This window comes from Roseateles sp., assembly GCF_036404855.1.
In the GTDB taxonomy this organism is placed as follows: domain Bacteria; phylum Pseudomonadota; class Gammaproteobacteria; order Burkholderiales; family Burkholderiaceae_C; genus Pelomonas.
In genome coordinates this window covers 1-19271 of the sequence record NZ_DASWYS010000334.1, presented here as the reverse complement: position 1 = coordinate 19271, position 19271 = coordinate 1, and the positions used below count along the sequence as shown (strand labels likewise).

14 protein-coding genes and 1 pseudogene are annotated in these 19271 nt (G+C 67.6%); 6 read left to right on the top strand and 9 right to left on the bottom strand.

Annotation, left to right across the window (positions count from 1 at the left end; all coding sequences use genetic code 11):
* Window positions 1-656 (bottom strand): ABC transporter ATP-binding protein (locus VGF12_RS22335; protein WP_331178252.1); only part of this gene is annotated, 656 nt, incomplete at its 3' end.
* A complete protein-coding gene (locus VGF12_RS22330) occupies window positions 653-2602 on the bottom strand; it encodes an AMP-dependent synthetase/ligase (RefSeq protein ID WP_331178251.1) in 1950 nt (649 codons plus the stop codon). The genes VGF12_RS22335 and VGF12_RS22330, both read right to left, overlap by 4 nt.
* Before the next feature lie 134 nt (window positions 2603-2736).
* On the opposite strand from VGF12_RS22330, the gene VGF12_RS22325 reads away from it, so the two are divergent.
* Window positions 2737-3477: a Crp/Fnr family transcriptional regulator gene (locus VGF12_RS22325; RefSeq protein ID WP_331178250.1), complete on the top strand. Its 741-nt coding sequence runs from the start codon at window positions 2737-2739 to the stop codon at window positions 3475-3477.
* Here the strand turns inward: VGF12_RS22325 and VGF12_RS22320 are convergent.
* Window positions 3454-4596, bottom strand: a complete 1143-nt coding sequence (locus tag VGF12_RS22320) for an FAD-binding oxidoreductase (RefSeq protein WP_331178249.1) — start codon at window positions 4594-4596, stop codon at window positions 3454-3456. The two genes, VGF12_RS22325 and VGF12_RS22320, sit on opposite strands and share 24 nt — an antisense overlap.
* A 104-nt stretch (window positions 4597-4700) precedes the next feature.
* Between VGF12_RS22320 and VGF12_RS22315 the strand changes: the two genes are divergently transcribed.
* On the top strand, window positions 4701-5984 hold the full coding sequence (locus VGF12_RS22315) for a peptide MFS transporter (RefSeq protein WP_331178248.1): 1284 nt from the start codon (window positions 4701-4703) through the stop codon (window positions 5982-5984).
* Here VGF12_RS22315 and VGF12_RS22310 read toward each other — a convergent pair.
* Window positions 5971-6690: an XRE family transcriptional regulator gene (locus tag VGF12_RS22310; RefSeq protein WP_331178247.1), complete on the bottom strand. Its 720-nt coding sequence runs from the start codon at window positions 6688-6690 to the stop codon at window positions 5971-5973. The two genes, VGF12_RS22315 and VGF12_RS22310, sit on opposite strands and share 14 nt — an antisense overlap.
* A gap of 174 nt (window positions 6691-6864) precedes the next feature.
* On the opposite strand from VGF12_RS22310, the gene VGF12_RS22305 reads away from it, so the two are divergent.
* The 3 genes from VGF12_RS22305 to VGF12_RS22295 are packed head-to-tail and all read left to right on the top strand — an operon-like array spanning window position 6865 to window position 12529.
* Window positions 6865-9111: a TonB-dependent receptor gene (locus tag VGF12_RS22305; protein ID WP_331178246.1), complete on the top strand. Its 2247-nt coding sequence runs from the start codon at window positions 6865-6867 to the stop codon at window positions 9109-9111.
* 14 nt (window positions 9112-9125) lie between these two features.
* Window positions 9126-11024: a serine hydrolase domain-containing protein gene (locus VGF12_RS22300; protein WP_331178245.1), complete on the top strand. Its 1899-nt coding sequence runs from the start codon at window positions 9126-9128 to the stop codon at window positions 11022-11024.
* A gap of 11 nt (window positions 11025-11035) precedes the next feature.
* On the top strand, window positions 11036-12529 hold the full coding sequence (locus tag VGF12_RS22295) for a M81 family metallopeptidase (protein WP_331178244.1): 1494 nt from the start codon (window positions 11036-11038) through the stop codon (window positions 12527-12529).
* On the opposite strand, the gene VGF12_RS22290 is transcribed toward VGF12_RS22295, so the two are convergent.
* From VGF12_RS22290 to VGF12_RS22270, 5 genes are all read right to left on the bottom strand, one after another.
* Window positions 12526-13134 carry a GNAT family N-acetyltransferase gene (locus VGF12_RS22290; RefSeq protein WP_331178243.1) on the bottom strand — a complete coding sequence of 203 codons (609 nt, stop codon included), beginning with the start codon at window positions 13132-13134 and terminating at the stop codon, window positions 12526-12528. The genes VGF12_RS22295 and VGF12_RS22290 overlap by 4 nt on opposite strands.
* Before the next feature lie 223 nt (window positions 13135-13357).
* Window positions 13358-15238: a molecular chaperone HtpG gene (gene htpG, locus VGF12_RS22285; protein ID WP_331178242.1), complete on the bottom strand. Its 1881-nt coding sequence runs from the start codon at window positions 15236-15238 to the stop codon at window positions 13358-13360.
* 66 nt (window positions 15239-15304) lie between these two features.
* Window positions 15305-15616, bottom strand: a complete 312-nt coding sequence (locus tag VGF12_RS22280; RefSeq protein ID WP_331178241.1) for a hypothetical protein — start codon at window positions 15614-15616, stop codon at window positions 15305-15307.
* Between the two features lie 13 nt (window positions 15617-15629).
* The gene (locus VGF12_RS22275) at window positions 15630-16754 is read right to left on the bottom strand and encodes a 3-deoxy-7-phosphoheptulonate synthase (protein WP_331178240.1); all 1125 of its coding nucleotides are present in this window, start codon (window positions 16752-16754) and stop codon (window positions 15630-15632) included.
* Between the two features lie 232 nt (window positions 16755-16986).
* Entirely contained in the window at window positions 16987-17910 is a 924-nt protein-coding gene (locus VGF12_RS22270) for a LysR family transcriptional regulator (RefSeq protein ID WP_331178239.1), read from the bottom strand.
* A 96-nt stretch (window positions 17911-18006) separates the two neighbouring features.
* Here VGF12_RS22270 and VGF12_RS22265 point away from each other — a divergent pair.
* Window positions 18007-19271, top strand: a pseudogene (locus VGF12_RS22265) (5-methyltetrahydropteroyltriglutamate--homocysteine S-methyltransferase); the annotation flags it as partial.

The following is a 19271-nucleotide window of genomic DNA, read 5'->3' as shown; positions in this document are numbered from 1 at the left end:
ACGCCCATGTCGTGCTCGATCAGCACGATGGTGGTGCCGAACTCGTCGTTCACATCGAGGATGAAGCGGCACATGTCCTGCTTCTCCTCCACGTTCATGCCGGCCATGGGTTCATCCAACAGCAAGAGGCTGGGCTCCATGGCCAGCGCGCGCCCCAGGTCCACGCGCTTTTGCAGACCGTAAGGAAGGCGTCCCACCGGCGTCTTGCGATGCGCCTGGATCTCGAGGAAGTCGATGATGCGCTCGACCACCGCGCGCTGCTCGGTTTCCTCACGCCGCGCTGGGCCGAGGTGCAGGGCCTGCCAAATCAGGCCGCGCTTCATGCGCAGGTTACGGCCGGTCATGATGTTGTCCAGCACGCTCATGCCCTTGAACAGAGCCAGGTTCTGGAAGGTGCGTGCCACGCCCATCTCGGCCACTTGGCGCGGGCTCATGCCCTTGAACGTCTTGCCGCGCAACGTGATGACGCCCTGCTGCGGCTGATAGACGCCATTGATGCAGTTCAGCATCGAGCTCTTGCCGGCGCCATTGGGGCCAATGATGGCCCTCACTTCGTGCTCGCGCACATCAAAGCTGATGTCGGTCAGCGCCTTCACGCCGCCGAAGGCCAGCGAGATGTTCTTCACGTCGAGGATGACGTCGCCGATCTTCTTCATGCGGCTGCACCCTTCACCACGGGAAACGTCCTCGCCTCGACGATGCGCAGGTCGGCCGAGATCATGGCAGTACGGCCATCCTCGAACTTCACCTGCGTCTCGATGTGCTGTGAGACCTTGCCGTCGTAGAGTGCGTCAATCAGTACGCCGTATTTCTCTGCGATGGCGCCGCGGCGCACCTTGCGCGTGCGCGTCAGTTCGCCATCGTCGGCGTCCAGTTCCTTGTGCAGCACCAGGAAGCGGCTGATCTGGCTGCCGGCCAGCAGCTCGTCCTGGGCCAGGTCGGCATTGACCTTCTCGACGCAGTCCTGAATCAGCTCGTAGACCTCGGTGCGGCCCGCCAAGTCGGTGTAGCCGGCATAGGGTAGGTTGCGGCGCTCGGCCCAGTTGCCCACCGCCTCGAAGTCAATGTTGATGAAGGCGCAGACCTTCTCGCGGCGGTCGCCGAAGCAGACGGCCTCCTTGATGTGCGGGAAGAACTTGAGCTTGTTCTCCACGTACTTGGGCGCAAACATCGCGCCGTCGAAGGCGCCGCCCTGCAGGCGCCCCACGTCCTTGGCGCGGTCGATGATCTTCAAGTGACCGCCAGGCGTCAGGAACCCGGCATCGCCCGTGTGGAACCAGCCGTCTTCGGTGAGTGCCTCGCGCGTGGCGGCCTCGTTCTTGTAATAGCCCTTGAGCAGGCCCGGCGAACGCACCAGCAGCTCGCCACCTTCGCTGAGGACAATCTCCACGCCCTCGATCGGCACGCCCACCGTGTCGGCGCGGGCTTCGTGGTCGGGCTGCAAGCAGACGAAGACGGCCGTCTCGGTCGAGCCGTAGAGCTGCTTCAGGTTGATGCCGATGGCGCGATAGAAGCTGAACAGGTCGGGGCCGATGGCCTCGCCCGCCGTGTAAGCCACCCGAACGCGCGAGAAGCCCAGCGTGTTGCGTAGCGGGCCGTAGATGAGCATGTCGCCGAGGGCGTAGGCCGCACGGTCCAGCAGGCCCACGGGCTGGCTGTCCATCAGCCGGGTGCCGACCCGGCGGGCCAGCTTCATGCAGCGGTCGAACAGCCAGCGCTTGGGCGCGGCGGCGTCCTCCATGCGGATCATGACCGTCGTCAGAAGGCCCTCGAAGACACGCGGCGGCGCGAAGTAATAGGTCGGGCCGACCTCCTTCAGGTCGATGCTGACGGTCGATGCGGACTCGGGACAGTTGACGACATACCCCACCGCCAGCCACTGCGCGAAGCTGAAGATGTTCTGGCCTATCCAGGCCGGCGGCAAATAGGCGAGCACCTCTTCGCGCTCGGTCAACCTGTCGAAGCGCTGGCCGGCGCGGGCGCGGTCGATCAGCGACGCGTGCGTGTGGATGACGCCCTTGGGGTTGCCGGTCGTTCCCGACGTGAAGAACAGCGCGGCGACATCGCCCGGCTCCCCGGCCGCGACCTCGGCGGTGAACAGATCGGCCCGCCCAGCAGCGTGCGCGCGCCCCTGCGCGGCCAACTCGTCCAGCGAGGCCAGGCCCGGCTCGTCGTAGTTGCGCAACCCGCGCGGGTCGTCGAACCAGATCCGTCTGAGCTGGGGCACCCGATCGCGCAGTTCCAGCAGCTTGTCGACCTGTTCCTGGTCCTCGACGACGGCAAAGGCGATCTCGGCGTTATTCAGGGGAAAGAGGAATTCGGCCGCGACGGCATCTTGATAGAGCGGCACCGGCACGGCCCCCAGGGCCTGGGCGGCCAGCATGCTGGCGTAGAGCCTCGGGCGGTTCTCGCCGACGACAACGACATGCTCGCCGCGGCGCAGCCCAGCGGCTGCCAGCCCCAGGGCCAGATCCCGCACCAGCGCCGCGAGCTGCGCCCATGACAGGGTTTGCCAAACGCCGAATGCCTTCTCGCGCAACGCAGGCGCGTCGGGCCGGCGGGCTGCGTGGTCGAGCAAAAGCCGAGGGAAGGTGTCCACCAAGCTGTCTCCGTTGCGGGGGCTCGGAGCCCCTGTCTGTGAGCGCATTCTCATCATGACTTTGACGCCAATCTGTCGGTGCGACGACAATTTACGGGTCTTCACGGCCCAGACTTTCCCGCCCCCCGTTGCTCACCATGGCCGATGCCCCCTTGAGCCTGCGCCAACGCGCCCGGCGTCCGACGCCGGCCGAGCTGGACGCCATTCCCTGGCTGAAGCTGCTCGATGCGCCGCAGCGCGAGGGCGCGATTGCGTCGCTGGCGGTGGCGGACGCCGCGCCAGGCGAACGCCTGTGCCGCATCGGCCGACCCGCCAACTTCTGGTTCGGTGTCGTCGACGGCCTGCTGAAAATGAACAACGACGACTCGACCGGCCAGGCCGTCACCTTCACCGGCATACCGCCGGGCGGCTGGTTCGGCGAGGGCACACTGCTCAAGCGGGAGAGCTACCGCTACAACATCCAGGCGCTGCGGCCCAGCGTCGTCGCCGGTCTGCCCCTCGACAGTTTCCACGCGCTGCTGGACGGCAGCATCGCTTTCAACCGCTTCGTGCTGGATCAGCTGAACGAGCGGCTAGGGCAGTTCATCGCCGCGCGCGAGACCGACCGCATCCACGACCCCGACGTCCGTGTTGCGCGCAACCTGGCCGCCCTCTTCCACCCGACGCTCTATCCGGGCGTGGGCAAGGGCCTGCGCATCACCCAGCAGGAGCTGGGCTATCTGGTGGGCCTGTCGCGTCAACGGGTGAACCAAGCGCTGCACCGGCTGGGCAGCGCCGGCCTGATCCGCATCGAGTATGGCGGTCTGAGGGTGCTGGACCTTCAGGAGCTCCGGCGCTTCCAGCCCGAGGCAGGCTCAAGGCCTGAAGCGCCGAGGTGACAGCTGTCGCGCGGTGACGCCCATGTCGGCGAGATCCAGCGGCAGTTCGCGCCCCAGCGCGAGTGCAGCGGCAGCACGCCCCAGGGCCGGCGAGGTCTGGATGCCGTAGCCGCCCTGCCCCGCGCACCAGAAGAAGCCCGGCGCCGCGGCATCGAACCCGACGACGGGCGAGCGGTCCGGGCTGAACACGCGCAGCCCCGCCCAGCGGTGGCGCACGCGGCGGACCGGCCGGCCCGTCAGCGTCTCGAAGCGATCCACGGCGATGGCCACGTCCAGTTCCTCCGGCTGGGCATCACAGGGCTTGCTGGGTGTCTCGTCCGCAGCCGAGATCAGCAGATGCCCCGCGTCGGGCTTGAAGTACTGACTCTCGTCGATGGCCACGACCGCCGGCCAACGTGTGGCGTCCACGCCGTCCGGCAGGTCAATGAGAACGGCCGTGCGGCGCAGCGGCTGAAGCGGCACCGGTGCGACGCCCGCCAGCGCGGCCACGTCATCGGCCCAGGCACCGGCTGCGTTGATGACGACGTCGGCGCGGAAGCTGCCTGCGGCTGTGTGGGCCAGCCAGTTCAAGCCCTCCCGCTCCAGTGACTTCAGGCCCGCGCCCAGATGCAGCTCGGCGCCGGCGACACGCGCGGTGCGCAGGAAGCCCTGATGCAGCAGGTCCACGTCGATGTCGGCCGAGGTCATGTCCAGCAGTGCGCCGGCGACCCGGTCGCGCTGCAGCAGTGGCACGCGCGCCAGCACTTCATCCACGCTCAGGGTCGTCGTCCGCTCGCGCACGTCGGCATCCGCCGTGAAACTGGCCACGAGGTCCAGCTGCCCGGCACCGACAAGGAACAGCGTGTGCCGTTCTCGCAGCAGGGCGTTCTTGACCATGCCCTGAGACGGTGTGAGGAAGTAGTCGTGGCTGGCCCGCGTCAGCGCGCGGATGGTCGCGTTGCCATAGAGGGCGGAATACAGCGCCGCGGAGCGGCCGGTGGAGTGGTAACCCGCATGCGGCTCGGCTTCCAGCACGGCCACACTCGCCTCCCCCGCGAGCGAGGCCGCCACCGAAGCGCCCGCGATGCCGGCGCCGATGACGATGCAATCCACGTTCTTCGTCGTTGTCTCTTGGCCCATGGGTGGCTGTCGCAATTTTCCAAAACGGAAAATAAATGTACCATCACGAAAAACGTTGGGCAATGCTGAAATCGGCGCTTCCGGCGCCGTTCGAAGGAGATCGAGTGGACGCTTCCCTGCAACCCCGCGCGCCCGCGCAGTGGTTCGGCCAGCCGCGTGGCCTGGTGGTGCTCTTCCTGACCGAGATGTGGGAGAAGTTCTCCTTCTATGGCATGAAGGCGCTGCTGATCTACTACATGATCCGGCACCTGCAATTCACCCAGGCGGACGCCTCGCTGATCTACGGCGCCTACACCGGTGGCGTCTACCTGACACCCATCTTTGGCGGCTACATCGCCGATCGCTGGCTGGGCCGACGGCGCGCCATCCTCATCGGCGGCTCGCTGATGGCGCTGGGCCACTTCACGCTGGCCTTCGAGTCGGCGTTCTTTCCCGCCCTGCTGCTGATTGCGCTCGGCAACGGCCTGTTCCTGCCCAACCTGCCCAGCCAGGTGGGCGACCTCTACGACGAAAAGGACCCGCGCCGCGGTGGCTCGTACAACGTCTACTACGTCGGCGTGAACCTGGGGGCGCTGCTGGCACCGCTGGTGTGTGGCACGCTGGGCGAGGTCTACGGCTGGCATGTGGGCTTCGGCGCCGCCGGCATCGGCATGTGCGTGGGCCTGGCCATCTACATGCTGGGCGCACGCCATCTGCCGCCGGACCGCCCCCTCCCGGACGAAAGGCCCACCGGCACGCCGGTTCGCCTGTCCGCCGGCAGCTTCCTGCCACTGCTGCTGGTGGCCCTGGCCGTCGTCGTCTTCCGCAGTGGCTATGAGCAGAGCGGCAATACGCTGGCCGTCTGGGCCGAGACCGGGGTGGACCGCACGCTGGGGGGCTCCGTGGTGCCCGTCACCTGGATGCAGTCGCTCAATCCACTCTTCGTCTTCCTGTTCACGCCTTTCGTGATCGCGGGCTGGCGCCGCGCGGCGGAGCGCGGGCGGGAGCCCGCGTCGCTGACGAAGATGTCCCTGGGTGCGGCCGGTGTGGCGCTGTCCTATCTCATGCTTGCATTGCTGGCCGCCACGCACGGCAGTGCACCGGTGAGCATGCTGTGGGTGGTGGCCTTCTTCGTGGTCTACACGCTGGCTGAGCTCTACATCCTGCCTGTGGGCCTGGGCCTGTTTGCGCGGCTGGCGCCCAAAGGCATGGGGGCCACGATCATCGCGGCTTGGTTCCTCGCTTCGTTCGGCGGCAATCTGCTGTCTGGCGTGGTCGGCCGCCACCTGGAGTCGCTGGGCGCGGCCGGATTCTTCGTCGTCCTGGGCGTCATCACGGGAGCCTCCGCGGCGGCGCTGTTCGCGCTGCGGCCGATGTTGCGGCGCGTCGAAACGCCTAGCGCCGCGTAGCCTTTGCCTTGGCCCTGACGGCGGCGCGCGCCGCCTTGGCCGGGGCCGCGGGGCCTGGTGCCACCAGGCGCTGCGAAGCCTCCACGAAGTGCTGTGTCATCACGTCGCCGTGGCCGCTGCGCGGTGCGCAGGTGGCCACCAGCCGGCACGTGCCCTCCGACGCCTTCAGATAGGCGTGGCCCATCTCGCTGTCGAAGAAGATGGAGTCGCCCGGCCTCAGGATGACCGGCGCGTAGAGCTCCGAGTGGAAGGCCACGTCGCCTTCGATGACGAAGGCGAACTCCTCACCTGGATGGCGGATCAGGTCGCCGAACTCGGCCTTGAACTCCTCCAGCGTGCGCGCACGCACCTCGGCGATCAGCGGCGTGAAGCGCTTGTTCAGCAGCTCGGCTGCGAGATAGGTCTGCTTGTAGCTCTGGGTATCGACGACCTGGCCGTCGCCCGCGCGGTGCACCACGCGCCGCCCGCCGCCGCTTGGCGCGGCCCGCGCCCCCTGCGCGTCATGCAGCAGCTCGGCCATGTCCACGCCCAGCCCGCGGCTCAGCAGCATCAGCTTGTCATAGGACAGCGAGACGTTGCCTTTTTCCAATTTGGACAACGTGGACACCGCCATGCCGGTGCGTTCGCCCACCTGGGCCAGGGTCAGGCCGAGCCGCTTGCGGACGCTGCGGATGTGGTCGCCGGGTGAGGTGGAGGAGCTGGCCATGTCTCTGGGGAGAGGGTATCGATTCATCTTAGGTCATGCGTACCTTCGGGATGCCTGCTCGCTTGCCCTGAGTGAAATCTACATTCCATCTAAGGTTTACACCGATGGGAAAGATTTTTCCAAAACGGAAACTTCGCTCATCAAGCAACCCAACTTACTGATCCAGGAGATGCCATGAGCCGGTCCACCCGCTTCGCTCCTCTCGGCACGCCGCACGAACGCACCCGATGCCACAAGCGTCGCAAGCTCGCGGCCTTGATCGCGCCCAGCCTCGCGGCGCTGTGCGCGTCGCCGTTGTGGGCCCAGGCTCAGGCTGCCGTCGCTGCCGACACGAAGGCCGACGTCGAGAAACTCGACGTCGTGACCGTCACGGCCACGCGCCGCCGCGAACCTGTGCGCGACGTACCGCTGCGGGTCGAGACGCTGGGCGCCGAGAGCATGGAGCGCGCAGGCGCCGCGTCGCTCAGCGACTACGTGGGCGGTCTGCCCGGCGTGGACGTGAAGACGTCCGGCGGCCCCGGTCGCGGCGCCGTCACGATGCGCGGCGTCAGCGTCGGCGAACAGCAAATCGCGACGGTGGGCATGTACGTCGACGAGGTGGCCTTCGGATCCAGCAGCGCCTTCGTCGGCGGCGCCAACACAGCGCTGGACCTGTCGCTGCTGGACCTGCGCCACATCGAGGTCTTGCGCGGTCCGCAGGGCACGCTGTATGGCGCGGGCGCCATGGGCGGCCTGCTGAAGTACGTGACCCACGAACCCGACAGCTCGCAGTTCTCTGGCAAGCTGGGCGTGGGCCTGCGCAGCGCCAGAGGCGGCGCGCTGGGCCACACCGAACATGCCGTGATCAATGTGCCGCTGAGCCAGGACGTGGCTGCCCTGCGGGTGTCGGCCTTCAACGACCACGAGGGCGGCTACATCAAGGCGGTCGGCAAGGCCGCGGGTGACCACATCAACGACGGGGACACCCGCGGCGCGCGGGTGTCGGTGCTCATTGAGCCCATGTCCCGGATGAAACTGCGCCTGGCTCACACGCAGCAGGAGATCCAGCGCAACGGCCTGAACGTCGTCGAGTACGACGCCGCCAAGGGGCAACCGGTCTACGGTGACCTGACCCGCCACCTCGACACCGGTGAGGCCTACAAGACCAAGACCCGGCTGAGCTCGGCCGACTTCGAATATGACTTCAGCTGGGCGCGCCTCAACGCCATCGCGTCGACGCAGCGCCTGGACAGCGGCACCGGCCAAGATGCGACGGCCCTGCTGGGCCACAACCCGGCCTTCGACTTTGTCGCGCTGGACAACGCTTACGGCCTGCGCAAGCAGACCCAGGAACTGCGCCTGACTTCGGCGCGCGGCACCCTCGAATGGCTGGCGGGCTACTACCACACCAGGGAGCGCGGCCACGTCGGCCAGCGCCTGTGGGCGCAGTTGGCCGGCGGTGGCGGCGACATGACGCTGACCACCACCGGCCAGCCTTCGGAGTACCGCGAGCGGGCCTTCTACGGTGACCTGACCTGGAACGTCGACCCGACGTGGTCGCTGACCCTGGGCGCCCGCGTGGCGAAGAACGAGCAGGTCTACACCGTCTTCATCAACGAGCAACTGAGCTCCTCCGCGCCCAGCGAGGACACGGCCAAGACCTACCTTGCCACGCTGCGCTACGCGGTCGACAAGCAGAGCAACGTCTACTTCCGCGCCGCCAGCGGCTACCGGCCGGGCGGCCCGAATTCGCCGGCCATCGATGCCGACGGCCAGATCATCCCCGGCACGCCGACCACCTTCAGCCACGACACGCTGTGGAGCTACGAGCTCGGCTACAAGGCCGACCTGCTGGACAAGCGCCTCAGCCTCGAAGCCGCCCTGTTCAACATCGAGTGGAAGGACCTGCAGCAGCCCAAGGCGGTGGGGGCCAGCACCATCGTCGTCAATGCCGGCAAGGCACGCGTGCACGGCCTGGAGTTCGCGGCGCGCTACAAACTCGACGCGCGCTGGAACCTGGACGGCAGCTTCGCCTGGACCGTGCCGAAGCTGACCGAGGACGCCCCCGCCCTTGGCCCCGCCGGCGCGCGCCTGCCCAACACTGCCAAGCTGGCCTACACCCTGGGCCTGCGCTACGCCTACGGCATCGCCAGCAACCCCGCCTACGCCGGCCTCAGCGTGAGACGCGTGGGCCAGCGCAACGCAGGCTTCGACACAGCAGGCAGTTCGGTGCCCAACTTCAGCCAGCCGGCCTACACGCTGGTGGACGCGCAATGGGGCATGGAGATCGGCCGCTGGCAGCTCTCCGCCTACATCCGCAACCTGACCGACAAGCGCGCCATCCTGGCTGCCGACACGGCGCTGACCGCCTTCGGCCTGCCCCTCAATGTCACCACGGCCGCCCCGCGCACGGTGGGCGCCAACCTGACCCTGAACTTCTGACGCTGGGAACCAACATGAAGAAGCTGTTCGCAAGCCTGCGCACCCTCGCCCTGGTCGCCGTGGTCGGCGCCCTGCCGGCCGCCGTGGCCCAGCCCAGGCCAGCCACGCCCCTCACCGCCGTCGATGCCGAGGCCTTCATCGACGGACTGGTGCCCAGCGCGCTGCGGGCCGCACGCGTGCCGGGCGCCGTCGTCGTCGTCGTCAAGGACGGCCAGCCCCTGCTGCAGAAGGGCTATGGCCTGGCCGACTGGGACAGGAACGTCCCTGTCGACCCGCACAAGACGCTGTTCCGCCCCGGCTCGGTGTCCAAGCTCTTCACGTGGACGGCTGTCATGCAGCTCGTCGAGCAGGGCAAGCTGGACCTGGACGCCGACCTGAACCAGTACTTGGACTTCACGATTCCGGGGCGCAACGGCAAGGCGCTGACGCTGCGCCACGTGATGACGCACACCACCGGCTTCGAAGAGACGGCGCGCGACCTGCTGACTTACGACAAGCCGGGGCCCGACCTCGGCAAGGTGCTCAAGGGCTACATCCCGCCGTATGTCTACGACCCGGGCAGCACACCCGGCTACTCCAACTACGCCACCGCACTGGCCGGCTATATCGTGCAACGCGTCAGCGGCAAGCCCTTCGACGACTACATGGACCAACGGGTTTTCGGACCGCTGGGCATGAAGCAGTCCACCTTCCGCCAACCACTGCCTGACGCGCTCAAGGGCCAGATGTCGCAGGGCTACATGACGCAGGACGACAAGCCCATGGGCTTCGAAGTCATCAGCATGCCACCGGCCGGCAGCATGTCGTCCACCGGCGCCGACATGGGCCGCTTCATGCTGGCCTTTCTGCAGCAGGGCCGGCTGGGCGACGCGCAGATCCTCAAGCCCGAGACCGTCAAGCAGATGCACGGCCAGCTCACGCGACCACTGCCCGAGCTGATGGGCATCGGCCTGGGGTTCTACGAGCAGAACATCAACGGCCACCGCGTGCTGGCTCACGGTGGCGACACCGTGCTCTTCCATAGCGACCTGCTGCTGTTCGTGGACGACGGCATCGGCCTGTACGTGTCGGTGAACGCCGCGGGGCATGAGCGCCAGGGCGCCTGGCTGCGGGACAAGCTGTTCGAGGCATTCGCCGACCGCTATCTGCCCGACCAGCGCCCGGCCTCCAAGCCGGAGGTGGATGAAGCCACAGCCCGACAGCATGCGCAGCAGATGGCCGGCGCCTACCGCAATACCCGCCGCGAGGACTCGACCTGGCTGTCGGTGCTGCAGTTGCTGAGCCCGCTGAAAGTTCAAGCGCTGGAGGACGGTCGCCTGTCCCTCGACCTGGCCGGCGCGCGCAGCACCTTCCGCGAAGTGAAGCCCTATTTCTGGCAGGAGGAGCACGGCAAGCGCCGGCTGCAGGCCGTCGTCGAGAACGGCCGCGTCAAGCACTGGGGTCTGGAGCCTTTCGTGTTCGCCTTCATCTTCGAGCCGGTGCCCTTCATGGCCAGCCCCGCGGTGCTGATCCTGCTGGGCCTCGCCGTCGTCACGCTGTTGCTGACCGCACTGCTCTGGCCCGTGGCCGCCGTGCTGCGCCGCCGCCACAACGTGGCCGTGCCGCCGTCCCGGCAGGTCACCTGGGTGCGCAGCGCCAGTGTGGGCGCCCTGGTGGGCCTGGGCCTGTGGGGCTGGGTGGTGGCGCTGCTGGAGAGCCTGGGCGATGCGTCGCTGCTGCTGCCGCTGGCGCAGCTGTCGCTTGCGGTGTCGACGCTCGCCGGGCTGGTCGCGGCCGGCCTGCATGCCCGCAGCACGCTGAAGGTGGGAGACACAGCCTCCAAGGCGCTGGCCGTCGCGTGGCTGCTGGCCTTCGCCGTGCTGCTGGTCGTGGCCGGCTACCACCACCTGATCGGCTTCAACCAGAACTACTGAGCGGCACCGACATGAGCAAACCCATGCGGCTCTTCCTCGGCGGGCTGGTGCACGAGACCAGCAGCTTTTCGCCGCTGCCAACCAGTGTGCAGTCGTTTCGCGATGGTGTGCTGATCCATCGCAGTGCCTCGCAGGCCCTGCGGCAGATCGCCGCGCAACCCAACCTCGTGGGTGTCGTCGCCGCAGCAGCTCGCCAGGGCGACACGCTGCTGCCGGGGCTGTACGCCGAAGCGCAGCCGTCGGGGCCGCTGTCCCGTGCCGACTACGAGCAGTTGCGCGACGAACTGCTGGCCGACCTGCGTGCCCACATCAGTCTCGGCCCCGTGGACGCCGTGCTCCTGGTGCTGCACGGCGCCATGCTGGCGGAGGGCTACCACGACTGCGAGGGCGACCTGCTGCAGCGGGTGCGCGAACTCGTCGGCCCGCGCGTGCCGCTGGGCGCGCTGCTGGACCTGCACTGCAACCTCAGCCCCGCCATGGTGGAGTCCGGCGCGGTGCTGGTGGCCTGCAAGGAGTATCCGCACATCGACTACGCCGCTCGCGGCGAGGAACTGCACGCCATGCTGAGTGCGATGGCCCGCGGCGAGCTGGCCTTGAAGGCCCAGTGGCGACGGGTGCCCATGCTGGGCATCTTCGGCACGACCCAGCCGCCGATGCGCGACTTCGTGCGCTTGCTGCAGGCCAGCGAGCAGGCCGTGCCGGGCATCGCCTCGGTGTCGGTGCTGCATGGCTTTCCCTGGTCGGACACACCGCATACGAGCGCAGCCGTCTTGGTGCTGGCCCAGGACACGCCGGCCGCGGCCAAGGCGGCCACGCAACTGCTGGGCGAACTCTCCGAGGCCTTCTATGAGCTGCGCGACCGCGCCAGCGCCCACCGCCTGCCGCTGCCCGCGGCGCTGGATGAAGCCGTGGCGGCGATGCAGTCGTCGGATGGCCGCCCCGTCGTGTTGGCCGACACGGCCGACAACGCTGGCGGCGGCGCCGCCGGCGACAGCACCTTCGTGCTGCGCGAGCTGCTGGAGCGCGGCATCCGCGACGTCGCCCTGGGCATGATCTGGGACCCGCAGGCCGTGGCGATCGCCACGTCGGCCGGTGCAGGAGCACGGTTGCCGCTGCGTATCGGCGGCAAAGTGGGGCCGATGTCGGGCGACCCGGTGGATCTCGATGTCGAGGTGCTGGCCTGCCGCCCCGATGCCCGGCAGCGCAGCCTGACACCGGGCGGCACCGATGCCCTCGGCCCCGCCGTGGCAGTGCGCGCGGGCGGCATAGACATTGTGCTCAACAGCGTCCGCCAGCAGGTCTTTTCGCCCGACTGTTTCACCGAACTGGGCGTCACCCCCGGTGACAAGCGCCTGGTCGTCGTGAAGTCGACCCAGCACTTCCGCTCGGGTTTCGACGCGATGGCCGCAACCGTGGTGTACGCCGACTCGCCGGGAAGCCTGCAGTCCGACCTGGGCCGGTTGCCATACAAGCACCTGCCCCGGCCGGTGTGGCCTCTGGATTAGGCGGTGAAGGCCACCACCTCGGGCTCACTGCGCGGCAGGGTTGCCCAGCGGTCCGCCCCCAGCTCGTAAAGCAGCGCCGCCGCACTGCCCGGGCCATCGGCCAGCGCACCCTTGAGGCGCAGGCCCAGGCCCTCCAGCGTCTTGCGCGTGGGTGCGTTGTTGGGCAAAACGGCAGCAATGATGGCCCCCTCCTGGCGCTGCTCGAACGCCTGGCAGATCGCGTACTGGGACATCTCCGACGCCAGCCCGCGCCCCCAGGCGTGGGGCGTGATGCGGTAATAGAGGTAGAGGCCCGTGTGACCGGCGACGCTGCGATGCATCAGTCCGCCGAAGCCGATGAGGCGCTCGGGCTGCTCACGCTCGGCAATGGCCCAATGGCCGAAGCCGTAAGACTGCCAGTGGGCGATCCAGCATTTCAGCTGCGCTTCAACCGCCGCGGGACCTTGCGGCGTGGCCGCCGCACAGAAGCGGTTCACGGCGGGATCGGCATGCAATGCCGACAGCGTGTCCAGATCGCTGCCCCGCGGCGGGCGCAGCACCAGGCGGCGGGTGACCATGGCTGCCGGCACGGCGGCGACGGGCTCGCTGAACTCAAACTGGACCATGAAGCACGGAACTCGGTAAAAACCCTAGCAGAGTAGCCGCGACCCGGCCGGGACGAAAGCCCAATTGCGGGGGAGTTGTAGCAAATCCGTAACAAAACCACGTAAAGACGTGATTCCAGGCCCGTTCCTGGCCGTCCGGGTCGGGCGGCTGCGCACGGCATGGCGCCGAAGCGCAATCGGCCCGGCATCGCCTTGACGGCGATGCCGGGCCGAGGTCGCGGGATCAACCGGTCAGCAACGCGTTGACACGGCGGACGTATGCGGCGGGGTCCTCCAGGTGCCCCCCCTCGGCCAGGACCGCCTGGTCGAACAGCACCTGGGCCAGGTCGTTGAAGTGGGCGCTGCCATCCAGCTTCTTGACCAGCGCATGCTCCGCGTTGATCTCCAGCGTGGGCTTGCTCTCGGGCGCGTTCTGACCGGCCTGCTTCAGCAGGCGAGCCAGGTGGCCGCTCATGTCGCCCTCTTCCACGACGATGCAGGCCGGCGAGTCGACCAAGCGGGTCGTCACGCGCACGTCCTTGGCACGGTCCTTCAGCGCTTCCTTGAGCTTGTCCAGCAGCGGCTTCAGGCTTTCGGCGGTTTCTTCGGCCTTCTTCTTCTCGTCCTCGTCCTGCAGCTTGCCCAGGTCCACCGCGCCCTTGGCAACGGACTGCAGCTGCTTGCCCTCGAACTCGTAGAGGTGGCTCAGCATCCACTCGTCGACGCGGTCCACCAACAGCAGCACCTCGATGCCCTTCTTGCGGAAGATCTCAAGCTGCGGACTGTGCTTGGCGGCGGCCAGCGAATCGGCGGTGATGTAGTAGATGACGTCCTGGCCGTCCTTCATGCGGCCAACATAGTCGGCCAGGCTCACCCCACTGTCAGCCTGCGTGGACGCGAAGCGGAACAGCTTGGCCAGGCGCTCCTGGTTCTGGTGGTCCTCGCCGATGCCTTCCTTCAGCACCTGGCCGAAGTCGGTCCAGAACGCGGCGTACTTGTCCTTGTCGGCCTGCTCCTCGCTGTTGGCCAGGCTCTCGAGCATGCCCAGCACGCGCTTGGTGGATCCCTCGCGGATGGCCTTCACGTCGCGACTTTCCTGCAGCAGCTCGCGACTGACGTTCAACGGCAGGTCGGCCGAGTCGATGACCCCCTTGACGAAACGCAGGTAGACCGGCATCAGCGCCTCGGCGTCGTCCATGATGAAGACGCGCTTCACGTAGAGCTTCACGCCGCCGCGCTTGTCGCGGTTCCACAGGTCAAAGGGCGCCTTCTGCGGGATGTAGAGCAGCTGCGTGTACTCGCTGCGGCCTTCCACGCGGTTGTGCGTGTAGGCCAGCGGCGGCTCGCTGTCATGGCTGATCTGCTTGTAGAACTCTTCGTACTGCTCGGGCGTGACCTCGCTCTTGCTGCGGCTCCACAGCGCCGAGGCCTTGTTGACAGGCTCCCACTCGTCGGTGACAACCTGCTTGGCGTTGTCGGCGTCCCACTCTTCCTTCTTCATCAGAATGGGCAGCGAGATGTGGTCGCTGTACTTGCTGATGGTGGACTTGACGCGCCAGGTCTTCAGGAACTCTTCCTCGCCCTCGCGCAGGTGCAGGATGACGTCGGTGCCGCGGCCGGGCTTGGTGATGGTCTCCAGCTCGTACTCGCCGGTGCCCTCGCTGCTCCAGCGCACGCCCTGGTCGGCGGGCAGACCGGCGCGGCGGGTCTCAACGGTGATGCGATCGGCGACGATGAAGCCGGAGTAGAAGCCCACGCCGAACTGGCCGATGAGCTGGGCATCCTTCTTCTGGTCGCCTTCGAGCTTGGCCATGAACTCGCGCGTGCCACTTTTGGCGATGGTGCCCAAGTGGGCGGCAGCCTCGTCGGCGCTCATACCGATGCCGTTGTCGCTGATGGTCAGCGTCCTGGCGGCCTCATCGAAGCTGACGCGCACTTCCAGGTTGGGCGAGTCTTCAAACAGCGCCGCGTTGTCCAGCGCCTCGAAGCGCAATTTGTCGCAGGCGTCGCTCGCGTTGGACACCAGCTCGCGGAGAAAGATCTCCTTGTTGGAGTACAGCGAGTGGGTGACGAGGTGCAGGATCTGCTTGACTTCGGCCTGGAAGGCGTGGGTTTGCTTGGTCATGACGGGTGGGTTCAGAAAGCACAACGCGGCCGAAGTGAGGCCGCGTCGACGGGTTTCAAGTCCAGGTTAATAAGACACGGCCAGCCGGGGCACATCGACCTTGATGAGCGCCTTGGACAAGGCCCCTGCCGCCGCACGGGCGTAGTCCAGCGCCCAGGCCTGGTCCGCGAAGCCGGCCGGGCCGGCCGCTGCGGCGACCTGGATCAGCTTGTCGGCCAGCAGCACCTTACCCGAGCCACGCAGAGGCTCGCACCCCAGGCGGACGAAGGCCTCGTCCAGCCAGCGGCGCGCGGCGTCGAAACCCAGCACCTCGGCGCCATCGAGATGGATCTCGACAGGAGCGTCGGCGGCGAAGAGGATGGTGATCCGGGCTTGCATGGCCCGGATTGTGTCAGCGCCTGGCCCTTACCGCCTGCGACAGCACGTCCAGCACGGCCAGCGAGTCGTCCCAACCCAGGCAGGCGTCGGTGATGCTCTTGCCGTATTCCAGCGCGGCAGGGTCGTCCTTGCCGGGCGTGAACTTCTGGGCGCCGTCGTGCAGATGACTCTCCACCATGACACCGAAGATGCGCTGGCTGCCTTCGCGCAGCTGGCCGGCGATGTCGCGCGCCACGTCCAGCTGGCGTTGGTGCTGTTTGCTGGAGTTGGCATGTGAGCAGTCCACCATCAGGCGCTGCGGCAGCTTGGACTTCTCCAGGTCTGCGCAGGCGGCCACCACATGGTGCGCGTCGTAGTTGGGTGCCTTGCCGCCACGCAGGATGACATGGCAGTCGGCATTGCCGCGCGTCTCGACGATCGCGACCTGGCCGTTCTTGTGCACCGACAGGAAATGGTGACCGCGCGCCGCCGCCTGGATGGCGTCGGTGGCAATCTTGATGTTGCCGTCGGTGCCGTTCTTGAAGCCGATGGGCGCCGACAGACCCGAGGCCAGCTCGCGGTGCACCTGGCTTTCCGTCGTGCGCGCGCCGATGGCGCCCCAGGCGATCAGGTCGCCGATGTACTGTGGCGAGATCACGTCCAGGAACTCGCTGCCGGCCGGCACGCCCAGGCGGTTGATCTCCAGCAGCAGTTGGCGTGCGATGCGCAGGCCCTCGTCGATGCGGTAGCTCTCGTCGAGGTAGGGATCGTTGATGAGTCCCTTCCAGCCGACGGTGGTACGCGGCTTCTCGAAGTAGACGCGCATGACGATCTCCAGCGTGTCGGCGTACTTCTCCCGCTCCACCTTCAGGCGGCGCGCGTACTCGATGGCAGCATTGGGATCGTGGATGGAGCAGGGGCCAATGACGACGAGCAGCCGGTCGTCCTCGCCGCTCATGATCTTGCGGATGCGTTGACGCGTCTGGCTGACCAGCCCCTCCATCGCCGTGCCGCGAATGGGGAAGAAGCGGATCAGGTGCTCCGGCGGTGGCAGCGGCGTGATGTCGAGGATGCGCTCGTCATCGGTGGCACTGGTCTTGTCGTCCTGCGAGTACCAGCGCTGGGCTTCGGGTTCGACGGTGGAGACTTTGGCGTTCACGGGAAAGGCCCTTTCAGAAAACAAAAAACCGCCGGGCTTTGGGGCCCGGCGGTTCTTGGGGAGTCTGGTTTCAGCGCGCGCGCTCAGGACTCTCCGCCGCCGGGGCGGGGAAAAAACCAAAAGCGAAAGTAGGACGCAGCGCGGAACATGGGAGCGAAATCTAGCACGAGGCAGACGGCGCGGTTTCGGGCCCGCGCAAAGCAGCCATCGCGCGGGACGACGGCAGCCGCCCTCACAGCAGGCTCACGCCCGCGAGGTTCAGCAGCGAGGTCTCACGCATCAGCCGCACGAAATCCGCCAGAAAGGGCTTGGCGGCGAGCGCCTGCGAGCTGACGGCGTAGAGCCGTCCGGTCAACCCCGATTCGCCGATGCGCTGGCGCGCGACATAGCCCCGCGCCAGATAGCCTTCCACCGCCCACAGCGGCAAGGCCGCGAGGCCGCGACCGCTGGCAACGAGCTGCAGCATGGCCACCGTCAGCTCGCTGGTGCGGCGCGCCGGCGTGATGCCAGCGGGTTGCAGCACGCGACGCACAAGGTCCAGCATCTCGTCGGGCACCGGATAGGTGATCAGCGTGTGGTCTGCGAAGTCCTGCGCCTCGAGCCAGGGCCGTGCCTGCAGCGCGTGCCCCTTGGGGAGCAACGCGACGATCTCGAAGCTGAACAACGGATGCACGACAACGCCGACTTCGTCGGCGTCCACGTCGGAAACGATGGCCAGCTCGGCGCGGTCCTGGTGCAGCAGGCCGACGGGGTCCGCCTGAAAGCCGGAGACGATGTCGAGCTCCACCTCGGGCCAACGCTCGCGGAAGGCGTCCATCGCAGGCATCAGCCAGTCAAAGCAGGTGTGGCACTCCACCGCGATGCGCAACTGGCCGGCCGAACCGTCAACCAGCCGACGCACGTCGCGCTCGGCCTCGTCGACCTGGGGCAGCACCTGCTCGGCCAGCTTCAGCAGGCGCTGGCCCACCACGCCGAACGCCAGCGGGTTGCTCTTGCGCGCGAACAGTTCGGCGCCGTAGTGCGCCTCCAGGCCCTTGAGCTGATGCGAGAGCGCCGACTGCGTCAGGTTCAGCAACTGCGCGGCACGCGACAGGTTACCGGCCTCGCGCAATGCGACCAGCGTGCGCAGGTGTCGCAGTTCCAGGGGCGTTTGCATGAGCGGAACTTCTGATCAACCAGAAAATGTTTCGTTTGAATCATAGTGCCGGATTCCCGATCATCACGAATCTATTTCAGCATTGCTCGATTCACCATGATCAAGACTCATATCCTCGGCTTCCCTCGCATGGGCGAGCAGCGCGAGCTGAAGATGGCGCTGGAGCGCCACTGGCGCGGCGAGCTCGCCGCCTCCGCACTGGAAGCGCAAGCCGCCGCGTTGCGCGCACGGCATTGGACCCTGCAGCAGCAAGCCGGCATGGACCACGTCACCGTCGGTGACTTCGCTCTCTATGACCACGTCGCCAACCTGATCCAGCTGTTTGGCTGCGAGCCCCGACGCTTCGGCTTCACCGGGGAGGAAACGCCGCTGCAACGCTACTTTGCGATGGCCCGCGGCACGGCGGTGCACACCCACGGCGAGGCCTGCGGCTGTGATGCGGCCTCGCTCGACGGTGCGCCGGCGCTGGAAATGACGAAGTGGTTCGATACCAATTACCACTACCTCGTGCCCGAGTTCGACAGCGCCACACTCTTCAGCCTCCATCCCGAGCGCCTGCTCGCCGAAGTCGACGAGGCCATCGCGCTGCCCGCCAGTCCCAAAGTCGCACTGCTGGGGCCGGTGAGCCTGCTCTACCTCGGCAAGAGCAAGGAGGAAGGCTTTGAGCGTCTGACGCTGCTGGAACGCCTGCTGCCAGCCTACGAGGCGCTGCTGACGCGGCTCGCAGCCCGCGGCGTGACCTGGGTACAGCTGGACGAACCTGTCCTCGGCCTGGATCTGCCGCCCCAATGGCAGGCGGCACTGCGCCAGGCCTACGACCGCCTGGGGGCCAGCGAGCAGCATCTGCTGCTCGCCAGCTACTTCTCGCCACTGGACGACAACCTGGCACTGGCCTGCGAGTTGCCAGTGGCCGGCCTGCATGTGGACGCGGTGCGTGCGCCGGAGGAGCTGCTGGACGTGGCCCGGCAGCTGCCGCCGGACCGCGAGCTCTCGGTTGGTATCGTGGACGGCCGCAACATCTGGCGCAGCGACCTCGACGCCGCGCTGGCCACGTTGCGTCAGGTCCGCGAGCTGCGGGGCGGGCGCCTCTGGGTGTCGGCCTCCTGCTCGCTGCTGCATGTGCCCTTCAGCCTGCGTCGTGACAAGGCGCTGGATTCGGAACTGCAGGGCTGGCTGGCCGGCGCCGTGGAAAAGCTGGACGAGCTGCGTGTGCTCAAGCGCGCGCTGTGGGACGACGAGGTTGGCGTGGCCCGCGAGCTGGCGGAGTCACGGGTGGCGCGTGCTGCGCGCATCGGCAGCCCGCGCGTGCGCAACGGCAGCGTTGCCGCCCGGGTCGCCGCGCTGCCTGCGGACGCTGACCG